We start from the raw sequence: 16,490 nt of genomic DNA on the forward strand, positions 1-16,490 counted from the left end.
GTTAATTCATTCATTAACGACATCTGTTATTCACAAAATGAACGCAAAATGAATGTTGACCTCAGTAACCGTTAAGTCAGTCGGTTCTATTCTCCATCGTACATAAACGGACAACCTCAATGGAGCACATTATGAATCCTATCAGTATCGTGATTATTACCCTTAATGAAGAAAAACGTATTGGCCGACTACTTGAAGATTTAACCAAACAAACTCACCAGAACTTTGAAGTGATCGTGGTGGATTCGAACAGCGAAGATTCGACACGTGAAGTTGCACAAGCTTACGAAAGCTCATTGCCAGAACTGACAGTGCACCGCATGGATACGCGTGGTGTCAGCCTAGGACGTAATACAGGTGCAGAACTGGCGAAGTATGAACGTATTCTTTTCTTAGATGCGGACGTGCGCTTATCGAGTGATTTTCTGAGCCGTGCAATGAGTAAGCTTGAGGATGCGAAGTTGGAAGTTGCTGGTGTTTACATGGGCTCAAAAAATCTGCCAATGGCACATAAGTTGGGTTATGGCATGTTTAACGCGGGATTGTTTATTACTCAGTACACATTCCCAACTGCGGTAGGTGCTTGTATTTTCTCTACCAAACGCGCACACAAAGAGATCAACGGCTTTGATGAGTCTATTACACTTTGCGAAGATTGTGATTACGTAAAACGCGCTTCTAAAACATGGCGTTTCCGTTTCTTGCCGATGACGTTTGAATTCGATCCGCGCCGCCTTGAGCAAGACGGCTTCTTTAAGATGGGCATGACCTATTTCAAAGCCAATGTACGTCGATTCTTCTTTGGCGAGATGCGTAACAACGAAATGGAATACAAATTCGGTCACTACAAAGATCAACATTCGTAATCGTCGGAGGCTGCATGCTGGAAGCCATCAGTCTGTTTTTCGGAGCATTTCTGGATGCGACGATTGGACCCAATCTCTTTGTCCCGGGCGAGCCGTTTTTGCTCGCTGCGGGCTATCAACTGCACCAAGGTGTGAGTTGGGGCGTTGTCGCCGTTTTGTTGGGCGGTTGGGTTGGCGATCAACTCAGTTACTTTATTGGTAAGCGTTCTGGCTCTAAAGCACAGAAGAAGCTGATTCGTTGGCAAGCCAAGACAAGGCGTCCAATCGCTCGTTGTCGTTTGTTGATGAAAAAACGCGGCAATGCCATTTTGATCTTTGCACGCTTACTCGGACCTGTTGCTTGGGTCGTGCCATTTATGGCGGGTACTGCGAATGTGAGTTGGAAGCGTTTTACTGTCTGTTCATCAATTGGATTGATACTTGGTGTTGGGCAATTTGTCGTTGCTGGGTATTTGCTTGCTGCGGGTCTTAACACATGGATTCCACTTGATTCCATAAAGTTCATCCTTGTTGAGCATAAGCTTCTTATTGCCTCAGTACTCATCGCTTCTGTATTCGCTCTTGTGGCTTGGAAGAAAAACTGGTCACGTAAATGGACCAAATCCCTAACGGCTTTAGTGTTATGTTTAGTTGCTGCGAATTATGGACACTTTTTCTATCTAGCAGATGACAATATTGAACAACCCAGCGTTACTGAAAATCAATCGATAGTCCTTAATGATATCGGCTTTAAGGTTTATCCGGGGCGCTCGAATGTGTTTGACGCTCAGGCAGTCAACTTGGTGTACGTCGGAGAATCCCCGCGAAGCCTAATGCAAGAGCTCGGCTGGCTAGAGAATCAAACCTTTTCAAGGAACGACATTGAATTGGCAGACTATGTGAGCTTATTGAAGCAGAAGCTGCCGCCCGTTTCTGATTTGTTTTGGAATGGCAAGCCACAGTCGATGGCATTCCAAGAGCCCGGAAGTTTGTTAAAACGCTCTCATGTTCGCTGGTGGCAAGCAGGGTTAGAATCAAAGTCTGGTCAACCGATTTGGGTCGGAGCGATTAGTTACGATGACGGTCTCAAGTTGGCACATTACTCGGGTATTGTGACGGTGTTGCATCGAATAGATCCTAATGTGGACAGCGAAAGAGACCGTCTAGCGAATCAAATTGAAGTCAGTCATTTAGCGCTAGTAGGAGAGTTACATTCGTTAGCGCAACCTGTCGCAATGGATAGTAAGCACGACTACTACTCGGATGGGAATGTGCTGTTGATTAGTGAACCATCGCTAGCATTAAACTTACCCAATCAAAGCGCTATTTAGATATACCCAAGCATCTTGAGGTTACTTGGGTATATAAAAATGGCACTTAGCGAATAAATCGATAAGTGCCATTTTAAAGTAATACTGTGAGTGACTGATGTAAGCTGACTTAAGCGCGGCTCTTTTGCAGAATCAAGGTGGCTTTTAACCCTCCCATTTTACTCTCTGATAATTCAAGTTGACCGCGGTAACTGTGCGCCATTTCACTGACAATGTTTAAACCTAAACCGGATCCTGGTGTTGTTTCATCCAGACGGTAGCCACGCTTTATTACTTGGCATAATTGCTCAGGAGGAATACCCGGACCATCGTCTTCAACAATGATATGAATGTTGTCTTTATCTAACGTTGAATGAACACGAATGATGCTGTTCGCCCATTTGTAGCCATTTTCCAGTAAGTTTCCCACCATTTCATCCAGATCGGTTTTCTCTACGGCGACGTTCAATTCAGAATAAAGCTCGTTAATCAGTGTGACGTCACGATGTGCGTAGACCTTGTCAAACGCCATGGATATGGCATCAACGCGCTCTGAAGGGTTCGATTTCACCGAAAGAATGTTCATTGAACCAGCCATACGAGCGCGACCTAAGTGGTAATCGATGTGTTGTTGGATCTGTGTGATTGGCGCGTTCAAGCGTTCTTGTTCTTCAGGCGTGAAGTTTTGTACTTCGTTTTTTAAAACCGAAAGTGGTGTTTTCAGCGCGTGAGATAAGTTTCCTGCATGATTGCGTGCACGTTCAAGTAGCTCTTGATAGTGAAAGAGCAGGGCATTAAGGTCAGAAATCAAAGGTGAGATTTCTTTCGGGTACTCTTCTTCCAAGCCTTTCTTGTTGCCTGATTTCAGTTCGGCTAACTCTCTTTGCAGCTTGGTTAGCGGACTCAATGACCAGGCGATTTGCAGCAAGATAACCGCAAGAACACCAGCAAAGAGCAATCCTAAAATGATCCAAAGCTGCCCAGTTAAAGACTGAATCGTGCCTTCAATTGGATCTTCGTCAATGCCAATGATGACATCAATAGGACCATCGTAGTCCGGTAGATAAAGGGTCTTTTTCAACGTGATAAGTTTTTCATCACGTGCGCCAAAGGCGTCTTTATCCAATCCTTTGTACTCAATTTTCTTATCCCATAGTGAACGCGAACGTTCTAGGCTTGTGTCCGTTGATGCGCTCCAGTAAAGACCACTGTATGGACGATTAAATCTTGGGTCGGAAAGTTGAGTAGGAAGGGTGAGTTGACCTTTACTGTCGACTTCGAGCTGGGCGGCAATCTCGTCCATGTAGACATTCAATTGGGAGCGAGTGTCGTCCACCATATAGCTGTAAACTTGGGTTGGGATCGTGACGCCCGCCGCGAGGATCATCGCTGTGAGCCAAACGACCGCCGCTAGCACTAAGCGGCTTTTGATGCTCAGCCGCTTAAGAATGTGCATGGGAAGTTTGCTTCTATTCCGCATTCAATTGATACCCTAAACCGCGGACGGTTTTGATGATTTTTGGGGCGATCTTCTTGCGAATACGACCGATAAACACTTCGATGGTGTTTGAGTCACGGTCGAAGTCTTGCTTGTAGATGTGTTCTACCAACTCGGTACGAGAAATGACTTTTTCTGGGTTGTGCATGAAGTACGCGACCACTTTATATTCTAACGCGGTTAAGCTTACTGCTTGCCCTTGCCACAGCACTTTTGATGAGCGCGTATCTAAACTTAAATCACCAATCTGCATGACAGGTGAGGCGTTACCTGAAGCACGGCGTAATTGAGCGCGAAGGCGAGCCGTTAGCTCAACCATTTCAAATGGCTTGGTTAGATAATCGTCGGCTCCGGCATTCAAACCCTCAACACGTTGAGATAATGTGTCACGGGCACTCAGAATTACCACAGGTGTATTAATGTTCTCGTCTCGAATACCTTTAAGGACCGTTAGCCCATCTAGTTTTGGTAAACCTAGATCGAGCACAATTGCATCCCATTCTTCAGAGGTCGCACGGTAAAGCGCGTCGATACCGTCTTGAGAAAGCTCTGGCACCCAGCCATTGTTTTCCAACGTTTCTAAAATCTGTTCGCCTAGGCGAGGTTCATCTTCGACAACAAGTATTTTCATATTCTTTCTTCTAATTATGTTTGGATATCGATTACTGCGGCTTAAGAGCTTTATTGAAGTTACGCCCTTTGATCTCGAGCATCTCTAGTGTGGCAGCGTCGTATTCCACTTTTATCACACTGTCATTGAACAAGATTTTCAGCTCGTAAACCCATTCGTCATCGTCTTCTTCGAGTTCAACTTTAATAATACGCCCATACAAATCATTCTCCACTGCTGCGTACATATCGGAGAATGGGCGAATGTAACCTTTTTGAACGGCACGATAGACTTCATCTTGATCTTCATCGAATTCAATTCGAGTTCCCGGTTTCTCAACGTCACGAACGATGGCATGACCGTCTTTTTCATCATGATGATCATGGTGAGATGCAAAACTTGGTGCTGACAATAAAAGTGGCACTAAGCCTAGCAGCACGGGAAGTTTGCGCGGAGTGAAGGAGGTAGACATAGCAAAGCCTTTTTCAATGAGTTACGACGATTATATCGTGCTGTACATGAACAGAAAGTGAATTCGTGAGCATTCGCTTATCTTAGTTCGTCGTCAAAGATCTTATCGCGCAGTTTCCAAAAACGCCCTGACTTTCTAGCAATCACGAATTGTGGCAGACGGAAACGATGCTGGTTTGCCACGACTCTGGTTGGCGACGCCTCTTCAAATGGACGATGTTTGTCAGCAAGGTGAGGGCGTACAAACTGGTCTTTGAAGATTTGCTTCTGTTTTTTGGTATTCAGTGACCAGAATTCGTGAACCAATGCATTTCCTTCTCCTTGATAGGTTTCACCGGAATACGTCACTTTCAACTGTGATTTGCCATCACTGGACTTAAATACTGACAAGTCCATCTCGGTACATTCAAAGATCAGCGCATCTTTTAGGTTCAATGCTTCCTTGAGCTTTTTGTCTGGATCAACCAGCGTGGCATCACACTCATGACAAATACGCGCTGCAATGTCGTTATCAGCGCCACACTCGCCGCAATATTTAGCTCTAAATCGATAACCGCAATGCTCACGTTCTCCGGTCTCATCGTCCTCAAAATATCCTTGGCAACGACGACCAAAGTGCTCCAGCAAAAAGCCATTGCTATCCAGTTTTCCCCAGAAGTTGTTATTAAAGCCGCAAGCGGGGCAAGGGATGGTGATGATTTCGCTAGTGGAATCTGGCTTCGGATCGCCCACTTCAGGCTGATATAAATCATAGCTGTTGCCAGCGTAATCCAGTACGAGACATTCTGATTTGCCTTCCGACAGACGCAAACCACGACCAACAATTTGCTGATACAAGCTGACCGACTCGGTTGGGCGCAGAATCGCGATTAAATCCACATGTGGTGCATCGAAGCCCGTGGTTAAAACGGACACGTTAACCAAGTACTTTATCTCACGATTCTTGAACGACTGAATAATGGCATCGCGCTCTGGTGTTGGCGTGTCACCAATCACAATCGCGGTTTCGCCTTCAGGCAATAAACCATGGATTTCTTGTGCATGGCGAACTGTAGCTGCAAATACCATTACGCCTTTGCGTTCTTTGGCGTATTGAATGATTTGTTCAACGATCTGTGGTGTCGCTCGCTTAGCTTTGTCGATCACCATGTCCATCTCAGCTTCTTTGTATCGACCTGTGTTTGCTGGTTTGAGTTGTGAGAAGTCATAAGATAGGACTGGCGCGTCCATCATGCGAGCTGGTGTTAAGAAGTTTTCATCCAGTAAGTAACGGATAGGGAGTTCGAAGATACAGTCACGGAAAAAGCGTGACTCTTCCGTGCGAACTTGTCCACGGGTGTGATACTGATAGATCCAGCCCATGCCTAAGCGGTATGGGGTTGCGGTTAACCCCAAAACTTTAATGCCTGGGTTGAGTTCTCTTAGGTGCGTGATTACTTTTTGGTAGCTACTGGTTTTTTCGTCTGGCACGCGATGGCATTCATCAATCACTAACAAGGAAAATTGATTCTTGAAAGAGTCCAGATTGCGCACTACTGATTGTACAGAAGCAAACACCACTTGCTGATCGGTTTCTTTACGTCCAAGACCCGCTGAGAATATTGAGCCTTTCAGTCCATAGCCTTCGTACTTAGCGTGGTTCTGTTCCACCAGCTCTTTTACATGAGCAAGTACTAGGACGCGCCCTTTGGCAAGTCTTGCTAGCTCTGCAATGACCAAGCTTTTACCTGCACCTGTAGGCAGCACAATGACTGCTGGTGTGGTGTGTTTACGAAAATAGTGAATCACCGCTTTAACAGAGTCGGCTTGGTATGGTCGAAGGGTGTACATGAAAATCTGTGAAATTGCTCAACTATTCGAATTAGGATCGCTATAATACCCGACCTTAAACATTAGAGGTATTCATGCGTTTAGATAAATATTTGTGTGATGGGCTGGGTGCGACTCGCAAGCAGGCAACGAAGATCATCAAAAGTGGCGAAGTGACCGTTGATGGCGAAGTACAAAAGAGTGGTGCTTTCAAAGTGCCAGAAGGTGGTGTGGTTGAGTGGGAAGGGCGCGAAGTTGGTGCTCCTGGTCCTCGTTACATTATGTTGTACAAGCCTGCGGACTTTGTGTGTTCACATGAAGATGGGCATAACCCAACCGCATTCGTGTTGCTTGATGAGCCAAAGGTAGAAAACCTACACTTTGCTGGTCGCTTGGATGTGGACACTACTGGTCTTGTGTTGATCACTGACGATGGTCAATGGTCCCACCGTATTACGTCGCCAAAACACAAATGTGAAAAGACGTACCGCGTATGGCTTGTGGATGCGATTCAACCTGATTACGTTGAAAAGTTTGCCGAAGGTATTGAGTTACGTAATGAACGCGAACCAACATTGCCTGCCCACCTTGAAATTGTAAACGAAGCTGAAAACGAAGTGCTGTTAACGATTGTGGAAGGTAAATACCACCAAGTGAAGCGTATGTTTGCTGCGCTCGGCAACAAGGTTGAACACCTTCACCGTGAGCGTATTGGTTCAATTGTGCTTGATGAATCGCTTGAGCCGGGTGATTACCGATTCTTAACAGAAGAAGAAGTCGAATCAGTAGTGAAATGATTCACTCTGGTTGGAAGTAATTGCTGTTCTGGGAAATTGTTTAATTCCTGATAGGAACTAGTGTTTTGGTAGGAAATCGCTCAGAATGGGGATTCCTACCAAATAAGTCTTAGTGTCTGAACAAGACGCGCATTCGCCGCTCATAAACGCAGGCAGAACTGTATTTAATCTGAGAAAAGTCTTTTCTCTTGTTGGTCCTTACTGACGATAAGTACAGACGGTGTTAACGTCGTCGCCTCTTCGTTTTAGCTCGGTTACTTTTTCGTTCTGCATACTCATCATGCAGTTTTTAGCGTCGAGTTAGGCAAGACCGCCTTGGTATACTTTCGTCTTTTATGATCTTCTCAATAGTAAGGATACTATGCTCTGTCTCCGTGATTGTTACGGATTCGGGGTAAGGGAAGCGTCAATCATCTATCTCAATCAATGTGGAATGTTGATGGGAGGACACAACAAGAGGTAAGGCAATGACAGAAAAAGCCCAAAGTGCTCCCCAGTCACAAATCAGTTTTTTATTGTTCCTTGTACTCGGTGCAATTGGTGCGTTGACGCCACTTGCTATCGATATGTATTTGCCGGCTATGCCAACCATCGCTAAAGATCTTGGTGTAACGGCAGGTGCTGTACAGATTACGTTAACGGCTTATACAGCAGGCTTCGCAATAGGTCAGCTGATTCATGGTCCGTTAGCCGACAGCTATGGTCGCCGACCTGTACTCATTTTAGGTGTGCTCTTTTTTGGTTTGGCAGCGGTAGTCAGTGCAACGACTAACGGTATTGATGCGCTTACTTATGTGCGTACGGCACAAGGTTTTGCGGGTGCGGCAGCGGCTGTGATTATCCAAGCGGTTGTACGAGACATGTTTGACCGTGAAGATTTTGCGCGTGCAATGTCATTCGTGACGTTAGTGATCACGATTGCACCTTTGGTTGCACCGATGATTGGTGGTCACCTCGCGATCTGGTTCGGTTGGCGTTCAATCTTTTGGGTGCTCGCTATCTTCGCGGTTGTGGTGATCTTGCTTGTTCTATGGATGATTCCAGAGACATTGAAACCAGAAAACCGTCAGCCATTAAGATTCAGAACCACGATTCGTAACTATGCACGTCTGTGTTCTAACCCTGAAGCGTTAGGGTTAATGCTCTCAGGTGCGTTCTCGTTCTCAGGCATGTTTGCATTCCTGACTGCGGGTTCATTTATATATATCGATTTATACGGTGTTCGGCCAGACCAATTTGGTTACCTATTTGGCTTGAACATTGTGGCAATGATCATCATGACCAGTCTCAATGGTCGCATGGTGAAAAAGGTCGGTTCCCATTTTATGCTGCGCTTCGGTCTAACCATCCAGTTGATTGCTGGTATTGGACTGTTTGCTGGTTGGATGCTTGATCTTGGTTTGTGGGGCATCGTGCCATTTGTAGTGCTGTTTATCGGAACCTTGTCTACGATTGGTAGTAACTCGATGGCGCTGCTGTTAAGTGGCTACCCAACGATGGCAGGCACTGCATCTTCACTTGCTGGTACTCTGCGCTTTGGCACAGGTTCATTGATTGGTGCGCTTGTTGCAGCAATGCCCGGTGGCGTTGCGTGGCCGATGATCGTTGTTATGTTTGCTTGTTCAGTGCTGTCTGCACTGTTTTATTGGACTTTAGGAAGAAAGGCGTAATGTCTAATTACACCAAAGAAATTCAAAATTTAGTTAACGCTGCTTTGGCAGATTTAGACCAAGAGCATCGCTCTGGTAAATTGGCAAATGCACCAGTAGCGAACAATCATTACTTGGTTCGTTGGGTAACCAAGGCGCTGAAGTCACAGCGTTTTGGTCGCACTGTAGGTGATGATCTAACGCGTTGGCAAAAAGCAGGTCGCTCAAAAGGCAACGATGCTGGTTTGCTATTTATCTTTAAACGCATCTCAGGCTTTTACGCGCAGTTTTTCCCTGAAGGTGAAGAGTCTAAAGTGATCAAAGATTCTGACATTGAAGCGTTTCTTGATGCGATGGAGCAAGCGGGCTGGGAAGTGTCAACTTCTGAGCAGTTAGTTGGCTGCGGTAAAGTACAAATCTACACAGAAGGTCAAAACTCACTAGCCTTATGTGCTGACCAGTGTGAAAGCTGTTTTGATGGTGAGCTGTTGGTAAAACCGATGAGTTGGTTTGTTCGCGGTAACCACGCAGAGTTCGTTGAAAAAGCATCGCAAGCAGGTTACATGGTGCACAAGGTCACTGACTACAAATCGATGGTGAAATACCACGGTGAGTACCTTATCTTCCCTGCGAACGAAGGCAATCAATTGGCAGAGATTCCACTGTCATTTAAAGCAGACTAATTCATCTATCGCATCATAAAAAATCGGAGCCTGTGCTCCGATTTTTTATATCCGTGACTTATCGATCTTATTTATGGCATGTACATGTCATTCAGTTTAGTCACTTGCTTATGCTTTCTACGCTTGATGAAGTAGTTAGAAACCACACCGAACATCAAGACCAGACCACAGAACCCGTACACTTGCATGATAGTCGGATCGCTTGAGACAAAACCGAAGTCTGAGAACATTACGTAAGCGCCCAATACCATGTAGATGATGACCGCTGATGCTTCAAAGCGGAATGACCACGGCGTCACATCGATATTCTCATTTACAGGCATTACGTAGTCTGTTTCACGTGGCATGAAGTGACCAATCGCAAACATCAGAGCAGTACACACGACGAATAGAATCGCCAATTGGTGTAGGAAGTGGATTGGTGTACCAAAGACCAATTGCATCGCGGCGTAAGAGCTAACAAATACGACCAAAGCAACTTTAGCGGCAATAGCCGGTACACGTTTGGAAATGTAGCCTACAAATACGATGGTGAAGATAGGCACACTAAAGAAGCCCGCAACCATTTGTAGGTATTGGAACAAGCCTTCTGGTGCGTACATGATGAAAGGGGCAATACAGACCGAAATGATCGCAATGATAACACCGAAGATACGACCTTTCCCGACTAACTCTTCATCCGATTTGCCTTTGCCAAATAGTGGCTTGTAAACGTTCAAAGCAAACAAGGTTGTTGAGCTGTTCAATACACCGTTAAAGGTACTTAGGATTGCGCCGAACATGACCGCAACAAAGAAACCAACAAGCGGCTTAGGCAATACCTCGTTCACCAAGCGTGTGTACATCGTGTCTGGGTTGCCTGCATCTGCGCCAAACATATGGAAAGCAATGATGCCCGGAATGATTAGGAAAAGTGGAGAGATAACTTTAATCGCACCCGCGAGAATCACACCTTTCTGACCTTCTTTCAGGTTCTTCGCGCCAAGTGCACGTTGGATAATAGATTGGTCAGTACCCCAGTAGTACAAGTTCACCAACAATAGACCTGTGAACAGGGTAGAGAACGGCAGTGGATCGGTTTCTTTACCTACGGATTGCAGCTTTTCTGGGGCGGCAGTCAGCAATACGTCTAAACCTTCCATAAAGTTACCGCCGCCTAATGCCATCAGACCAAATACAGGGATCATCAAACCGCCAGTGATCAAGCCTACGCCATTGATCGTGTCTGCAATTACCACGGCTTTTAGACCGCCGTAAATCGCGTAAAAGAAACCCAGCAAACCAATAGTGGCAGAAATAAGGGCGATAGAGCTGAACTCAGAAATACCCAATAAACCTTGCACATCAAAGATTTCGCCCAGTACCACTGCGCCAGCGTAAAGAGTGGTAGGTAGAATGTTGATGACGTATTGGCACAAGAACAACAGGGTAACGAACTTCTTCACCGACATGTCGTAACGGCTTTCTAAGAAGTCAGGAATGGTGGTGATACCTTGCTTGAGGTAGCGAGGGACAAGCAGCAGCGCAATGATAACCAGTGTGACGCCAGAGGCCACTTCCCAACCCATCACACTCATGTTGTGGGTGTAGGATTGTGCACTCATGCCAACAAAGCTAGTAGCACTCAGGTTGGTAAGAATCAAGGAGCTGGCAATCAGCCCACCTGTTAAGCTTCGTCCACCAAGGAAGAAACCGTCTTGAGAGGTGTTTTTATCGTTTTTAACTTTGCTGTAAGTGAACACCACAACAAAGCCTGTAAACAGCAAGAACGAAAGTAATACTGTAATAGACATTTTGTTTCCTTAACAAGTTAAGCAATTAAGTTTTGCTTGTTAGTTGTAGGGTGTCCCTCTAGCGCGTATAGGAGTGTTTTATCAGGAACAACGCGAAGTTGAAACCCGGTCGCTAGAGGGCACAGATAGAGGTTTAAATTTTCTTAAGGTGTACAATCAGTGCCGATTCAGGGTCGAGAATCGGAAGCGTCACCCCAATTTCCTTTAAGTTATCGCCACTTAACGTCAGGGTTTTGTCTAGCCATTGCGGACGTTGCTTCATCAACTGGAAGCTGGTTTTTGGCATTTCAACAATCTTGACTTCGTAACGGGCGTTTTCATCCGCACAGCTAACGCGAAGTGGAGATGGCAGCGCATGATTTGGCATTGCCAACTGACACACCGTAATCAGCATTTCTTGCCCGTTCTCAACGCCATAGATGTTCTGGTTTTGATCGGCAGGATCGATGCGGAAAGTACGTCCAGAATGAAGCAAATCGCGATACTGTTTGTGCAGTTGAATGTAATGAGCAAACGCTTGTTTTTCTTCCGCGCTTTCTTTTACTGGATCGAGCTCCACACCCATGTGACCACTTAACGCCGTCACACCACGCATGTTGATCGCATGGCGACGATTGGTTGAGTGACACTCTGCAGGACCAATGTGAGCGCCCATGACTTCAGGTGGGAAGAAGTAGCTCATACCACGTTGAATCGCTTGACGTTCCAGCGCATCGTTACAATCAGAAGCCCAGAAACGGTGACTGCGTTTAAGGATTTCAAAATCAATACGACCACCACCCGAAGAGCAAGACTCAATTTCAACTGCAGGGTGTGCTGCTTGAAGCTCGTCTAGCAAGCGGTAAAGCGCTTTCGTTTGACCATGCACAGCAGGTTTACCTTGATGCCCTGGTTGAACCAATTCACGGTTCATGTCCCATTTCAGGTAGCCGATGTTGTAACGAGTCAGTAAGTCATTCAAACGCTCAAACAGGTAGTTGAAGCAATCTTGGTTTTGCAAATCCAACACGTATTGCCAACGACCTGAAGGCTGGTGGTAGCCTTGTAGACTTAATACCCAATCTGGGTGTTGTCGATAGAGGTTTGAGTCTTGGCTGACCATCTCTGGCTCTACCCAAAGACCAAACTCCATGCCTTTGTTGTTTACGTGCTCGATGACAGGCTCAAGACCATTTGGGTACTTTGTTTCATCCAAGTACCAGTCACCGAGTGCAGCGCGTTCGCCATCACGACCTATGAACCAACCATCATCAATGATGAAGCGCTCGACACCCATCTCGGCGGCTTCGGTTGCCATCTGCATGATGTATTCGGGTTTATGATCGAAGTAGATGCCTTCCCATGTGTTTAAGTGAACAGGGCGAGGTTTGTTGTTTGGAAATTGAATAATATTGGCACGAACAAACTCGTGGAATCGCTCTGATATTCCATTCAAACCCGAGTTACTGTATGTCGCGTAAAGCCATGGTGATTGGTAGGTTTCACCGCTTTGTAAGCGCTTTTCACCAGACAGCAGTAGTTCACCTGCTTGAACAAAACGGCGACCGTCACTACGAACATCGGCACGCAGTTGATGGTTACCACTCCAACCAAGGTGGAAGCCCCAAACTTGCCCCAATTGCTCACTAAAGCCATTGGTGCCCGTGAACAAACCTGGGAAGTTTTCGTGAGAGGTGCGACCGCGACGGTTTTCTTGCATAAAGCCACCATGCTCAAAGCTCAGACGCTGAGTCTGAAACTCATGACACCAACGCCCGTGGAACGTCATCAGCTCGTTTGCATGGTTAGGAAGTGGCAGAGTAGAGGAGAGCTTACCCAAGCAATACTCACCGGCAGTTGTGTTTGTTACGGTGATGCGTTTTTGTACCACATCACTGTTAAAGTCCAGTTGTAGCTCAATCAATAATTCAAGACCGGCAATATCATCTTGCAGAGTAAATGTCGCGCTGTTGTCATCGTGCTCTACGGATGTGGTTGTGAACACGGGAGCCCAGTCTTCACCATTGCGATGTCCCTCAATCCCAGGCGCATTAAAGTGACCACTACCAAGCTCAGGGCAGAGTGATAAGGGTACGTCGACATCAAGACGAGCCTGAGATATAGGGCGCTCGGTTGAGAGCATTAAATCGGGATCGATCTGAGCGATTTTTGCGCCCCAATGAAGGATTTCAGGAACACGATCCACTTTAATGATCATGCTGTGATTCTTGGATTTTAAGTGAACAATTTTTTGCATGTTGTTTCTCTGTTTTCGCAAACATTTAGTCTGCAAATGATCATGCGCTTGTTTGGTTTTATTTCGATTGAATAGCCGTCTAAATGTGACTTTGAACAGGTTTTAGAACGCGGTTTTGTGTGCTAGATCTGCTGTTTTCGGGAACATTTTTTCATGTTTTTTACGACATTGTTCACGAGAACATTCGAATAAATTTGGTAGAGTGAACAGAAAATCAGAATAGGAGAACGCAGTGGCAGTTACGTTTAAAGATGTTGCACGGTTAGCAGGTGTCTCGACGCAAACCGTATCGCGCGTAACCAACGGCGCGGATAACGTCGCAGAAGAAACACGAAAGCGAGTTAACGACGCAATCAAAAAGCTTGGATACGTGCCGAACAAAGGGGCACAAATGTTGAGCCGAGCGAAGTCGCGGATCATCGGTATTGTCTCTTTGGATATCTCACTGCACGGTGTGGCTCTTATTGCTAATGGCGTTCGCAACCAAGCACATGAGATGGATTACGCGACGGCGCTGGCAGTGTTAGGTGACAACTCCATTGAGGAATTCCGTAGTGCAATCCGAGAGCTTATTGCCCAACAAGTTGATGCCATTATTATCAACGCTCCGGTAACCAGAGAGATGGCAGAGACCCTAGTGGAGCAGTTCAGTCAGCTCACGCTGGTTTTTATCGATGTACCCGAGGGGACGCCCGTTAATTCTCTCAGTTGTGATCATAAATCTGGGGCAAATTTGGCGATCTCCCATTTGATTGAGTACAAACGCGAATCTTTTGTGTGCATTTCTGGACCAAAGGCATCTACGGCTTCTCAGATTCGTTACCAAGAATGGCAGTCACAGATTCAGCAGCATGGACTGATGCAAACGGCATTCTATGAGGGGGACTGGCAAGCAGTTAGTGGATACAACGCCATTAAAGATGCCGTGTTAAAAGGTGTATCTTTTGATGCCGTATTAGTCGCAAATGATCAGATGGCGCTTGGTGTGTTATGTGCGCTTTTGGAGGCGGGTATTAATGTACCTAAAACCGTATCTGTGGTTGGGTTTGATGGCATTCAAGATAGCCAATTTTTCTCACCCCCTCTGACAACGATTAAGCAAGATTTCAACGAACTTGGACGAAGGGCGGTCAAGTTAGTGCTGAGCCAGATGGAAAAAGGACAAGGCGTTGTGTCAGAAGTATTGCCTGTCAGCTTGGTTGAACGACAAAGCACATCAGCAAAGGCGGATACACTTTATGACAAGCAAGAAATACTTGCTCATCTAGAAAATATCCGCCGATTATTGCCTTAACCGGCAGGTTGGGCTTTGCTTTGGCTTTCTAGCACTTCTGCTTCTTTGGCGATGGCTTTCACCATTCCTTTAAAGATAAATAGGTGCGCGGGCATCATCGCAAACCAGTAAAGTAAGCCCGGAAAGCCTTGTGGGTGCCACCATGCGGTAATGTCGAACTCACGCTCTTCGCCATCGTCTTTAATCGTGATTTCCAAACGACCAAGTCCCGGTCCTTTCATTCCAAAGAACAGTGAGAGGAACTGGTTCTCTTCACAGCGAATGACTTTCCATGAATCGATGAAGTCACCCACCTTAAGCTCTGGTCCTGGTGGTGAAACTCGAATAGGTTTCCCACCACCAAAGAAGATATCGAGCCACTCGCGGGTTCGCCAAAGGAGATTGGCAAAGTAATAGCCTTTTTCCGGGCTTCCGATCTTTTGCGCGACTTTCCAAAGTGATTCCGCAGAGGCTTTTGTCTTGATGTTAGCTCCCGCTTGTTTTGGATAGTACCCGTAGCCTGGTTGCCAACGTTTGAGTGCTGCAGGCTCAAATCCCCAAACATTACTGCGCACAAAAGTCCCTTCAGTTGCTATGGTGTCTGTAACGGACTGCTCATAGCTGATCAGCTCTTGAGGGAATCGCTCATGAATGGCTTTGGTATCAGCAATGTAATCGTGTTCCAAACCTGCAAGTAGCGCTTTACCAATACTTGCGGGGACAGATGTCACAATAGCTAACCAATACGATGCCATTTTAGGTGTCAGCAGGGGTGTTGACCAAAGTCGGAAAGGTTTCTTAGTGACCTTACAGATTACTTCAAATTGATCGCGATAACTTAGTGTATCTGGACCACCAACTTCATAAATTTCACTTTCTGTTGGTTTGGTTTCTGCCAATTCAAGCAAATAGTGATTGAGGTTGGGTAGGGCGATTGGGTTGGCTTTGGAGTCTACCCATTTAGGTGCAATTAGAATCGGCAGGTTATAGACAAAGTCGCGCATGATCTCGAATGCCGCAGAACCGGGACCGATAATGACGCCAGCTCTAAGTTCAGTAACAGGCACACCGGCTTGGCGAATGATCTTTCCCGTCGCTTTGCGTGCTGCCAAATGTTGAGAGTTGCCGGTTTGAGGCTGAATTGCACTTAAGTAAATAACGTGTTCTACACGACTTTTCTCAAGGGCATTTTTGAAGTTCTCTGCGAGGTTTAATTCGTATTCAACAAAGTCGTGACCTTGCGCCATACCGTGCACAAGGAAGAACACCAAATCAAAATCATTCACGATTTCGAGCGTCGCTTCTGCTTCGGCGAGGTCTAAATAAGTGAGTGTGAGATTAGGGTGTGGCTGAGTTCGGGATTCTAGATAGTCAATATGACGCGCCGCCGCCGTGACAATGTAACCTTTATCAAGCAGTTGTGGAAGAAGCTGTGAACCAATGTATCCTGAAGCCCCAAGTACCAACACCTTTTTCATTCTGAGTCCTTTTTATTGCTGGTGGATTAGTCACCACT

13 protein-coding genes are annotated in these 16,490 nt (G+C 46.0%); 6 read left to right on the forward strand and 7 right to left on the reverse strand.

Annotated elements, in window-relative coordinates; translation table 11 throughout:
* Window positions 1-131 precede the first annotated feature (131 nt).
* Window positions 132-866, forward strand: coding sequence for a glycosyltransferase family 2 protein (locus MHO32_RS10980; RefSeq protein WP_239211813.1), 735 nt, complete (start codon window positions 132-134; stop codon window positions 864-866).
* A 14-nt stretch (window positions 867-880) separates the two neighbouring features.
* Window positions 881-2,176, forward strand: a complete 1,296-nt coding sequence (locus MHO32_RS10985) for an LssY C-terminal domain-containing protein (protein WP_239211824.1) — start codon at window positions 881-883, stop codon at window positions 2,174-2,176.
* A 109-nt stretch (window positions 2,177-2,285) separates the two neighbouring features.
* Here the strand turns inward: MHO32_RS10985 and MHO32_RS10990 are convergent, their stop codons facing one another.
* From MHO32_RS10990 to MHO32_RS11005, 4 genes are all read right to left on the reverse strand, one after another.
* Window positions 2,286-3,635 (reverse strand): ATP-binding protein, encoded by a 1,350-nt coding sequence (locus tag MHO32_RS10990; protein WP_239211836.1) that lies wholly within the window; start codon window positions 3,633-3,635, stop codon window positions 2,286-2,288.
* Window positions 3,625-4,284 (reverse strand): response regulator transcription factor, encoded by a 660-nt coding sequence (locus MHO32_RS10995; protein WP_005442273.1) that lies wholly within the window; start codon window positions 4,282-4,284, stop codon window positions 3,625-3,627. Before MHO32_RS10995 ends, MHO32_RS10990 begins: the two co-directional genes overlap by 11 nt.
* A gap of 31 nt (window positions 4,285-4,315) precedes the next feature.
* Entirely contained in the window at window positions 4,316-4,735 is a 420-nt protein-coding gene (locus MHO32_RS11000; RefSeq protein ID WP_005450617.1) for a PepSY domain-containing protein, read from the reverse strand.
* Window positions 4,736-4,812: 77 nt separating this feature from the next.
* Window positions 4,813-6,564: a DEAD/DEAH box helicase gene (locus tag MHO32_RS11005; RefSeq protein WP_009698138.1), complete on the reverse strand. Its 1,752-nt coding sequence runs from the start codon at window positions 6,562-6,564 to the stop codon at window positions 4,813-4,815.
* Between the two features lie 74 nt (window positions 6,565-6,638).
* Between MHO32_RS11005 and rsuA the strand changes: the two genes are divergently transcribed.
* The 3 genes from rsuA to MHO32_RS11020 all read left to right on the forward strand — a co-directional run bounded on the left by rsuA (window position 6,639) and on the right by MHO32_RS11020 (window position 9,672).
* Window positions 6,639-7,340, forward strand: a complete 702-nt coding sequence (rsuA, locus tag MHO32_RS11010) for a 16S rRNA pseudouridine(516) synthase RsuA (protein WP_009698137.1) — start codon at window positions 6,639-6,641, stop codon at window positions 7,338-7,340.
* A gap of 467 nt (window positions 7,341-7,807) precedes the next feature.
* Window positions 7,808-9,010, forward strand: coding sequence for a Bcr/CflA family multidrug efflux MFS transporter (locus MHO32_RS11015; protein WP_005450614.1), 1,203 nt, complete (start codon window positions 7,808-7,810; stop codon window positions 9,008-9,010).
* A complete protein-coding gene (locus tag MHO32_RS11020) occupies window positions 9,010-9,672 on the forward strand; it encodes a DUF2913 family protein (protein WP_009702485.1) in 663 nt (220 codons plus the stop codon). The genes MHO32_RS11015 and MHO32_RS11020 overlap by 1 nt, the downstream gene beginning before the upstream one ends.
* 71 nt (window positions 9,673-9,743) lie before the next feature.
* Here the strand turns inward: MHO32_RS11020 and MHO32_RS11025 are convergent, their stop codons facing one another.
* Both MHO32_RS11025 and MHO32_RS11030 read right to left on the reverse strand, forming a co-directional pair.
* Entirely contained in the window at window positions 9,744-11,465 is a 1,722-nt protein-coding gene (locus tag MHO32_RS11025) for a solute:sodium symporter family transporter (RefSeq protein ID WP_029789440.1), read from the reverse strand.
* Between the two features lie 133 nt (window positions 11,466-11,598).
* Window positions 11,599-13,701: an alpha-galactosidase gene (locus tag MHO32_RS11030; protein ID WP_239211839.1), complete on the reverse strand. Its 2,103-nt coding sequence runs from the start codon at window positions 13,699-13,701 to the stop codon at window positions 11,599-11,601.
* Between the two features lie 232 nt (window positions 13,702-13,933).
* Between MHO32_RS11030 and MHO32_RS11035 the strand changes: the two genes are divergently transcribed.
* Complete coding sequence (locus MHO32_RS11035) at window positions 13,934-14,995, forward strand: LacI family DNA-binding transcriptional regulator (RefSeq protein ID WP_239211842.1); 1,062 nt, start codon at window positions 13,934-13,936, stop codon at window positions 14,993-14,995.
* On the opposite strand, the gene MHO32_RS11040 is transcribed toward MHO32_RS11035, so the two are convergent.
* A complete protein-coding gene (locus MHO32_RS11040; protein WP_239211844.1) occupies window positions 14,992-16,452 on the reverse strand; it encodes a DUF2867 domain-containing protein in 1,461 nt (486 codons plus the stop codon). The genes MHO32_RS11035 and MHO32_RS11040 overlap by 4 nt on opposite strands.
* Window positions 16,453-16,490: the final 38 nt, after the last annotated feature.

This window comes from Vibrio sp. MMH1-50 (assembly GCF_022347645.1).
Classification (GTDB): domain Bacteria; phylum Pseudomonadota; class Gammaproteobacteria; order Enterobacterales; family Vibrionaceae; genus Vibrio; species Vibrio harveyi.

What these genes read in the sequence shown, in the direction of transcription:
- MHO32_RS11005 (WP_009698138.1), bottom strand. Translation starts at nt 6,564, where the DNA reads ATGTACACCCTTCGACCATACCAAGCCGACTCTGTTAAAGCGGTGATT.
- MHO32_RS10980 (WP_239211813.1), top strand. Translation starts at nt 132, where the DNA reads ATGAATCCTATCAGTATCGTGATTATTACCCTTAATGAAGAAAAACGT.
- MHO32_RS10990 (WP_239211836.1), bottom strand. Translation starts at nt 3,635, where the DNA reads ATGCGGAATAGAAGCAAACTTCCCATGCACATTCTTAAGCGGCTGAGC.
- MHO32_RS11025 (WP_029789440.1), bottom strand. Translation starts at nt 11,465, where the DNA reads ATGTCTATTACAGTATTACTTTCGTTCTTGCTGTTTACAGGCTTTGTT.
- MHO32_RS11020 (WP_009702485.1), top strand. Translation starts at nt 9,010, where the DNA reads ATGTCTAATTACACCAAAGAAATTCAAAATTTAGTTAACGCTGCTTTG.
- rsuA (WP_009698137.1), top strand. Translation starts at nt 6,639, where the DNA reads ATGCGTTTAGATAAATATTTGTGTGATGGGCTGGGTGCGACTCGCAAG.
- MHO32_RS11030 (WP_239211839.1), bottom strand. Translation starts at nt 13,701, where the DNA reads ATGCAAAAAATTGTTCACTTAAAATCCAAGAATCACAGCATGATCATT.
- MHO32_RS10985 (WP_239211824.1), top strand. Translation starts at nt 881, where the DNA reads ATGCTGGAAGCCATCAGTCTGTTTTTCGGAGCATTTCTGGATGCGACG.
- MHO32_RS11015 (WP_005450614.1), top strand. Translation starts at nt 7,808, where the DNA reads ATGACAGAAAAAGCCCAAAGTGCTCCCCAGTCACAAATCAGTTTTTTA.
- MHO32_RS10995 (WP_005442273.1), bottom strand. Translation starts at nt 4,284, where the DNA reads ATGAAAATACTTGTTGTCGAAGATGAACCTCGCCTAGGCGAACAGATT.
- MHO32_RS11000 (WP_005450617.1), bottom strand. Translation starts at nt 4,735, where the DNA reads ATGTCTACCTCCTTCACTCCGCGCAAACTTCCCGTGCTGCTAGGCTTA.
- MHO32_RS11040 (WP_239211844.1), bottom strand. Translation starts at nt 16,452, where the DNA reads ATGAAAAAGGTGTTGGTACTTGGGGCTTCAGGATACATTGGTTCACAG.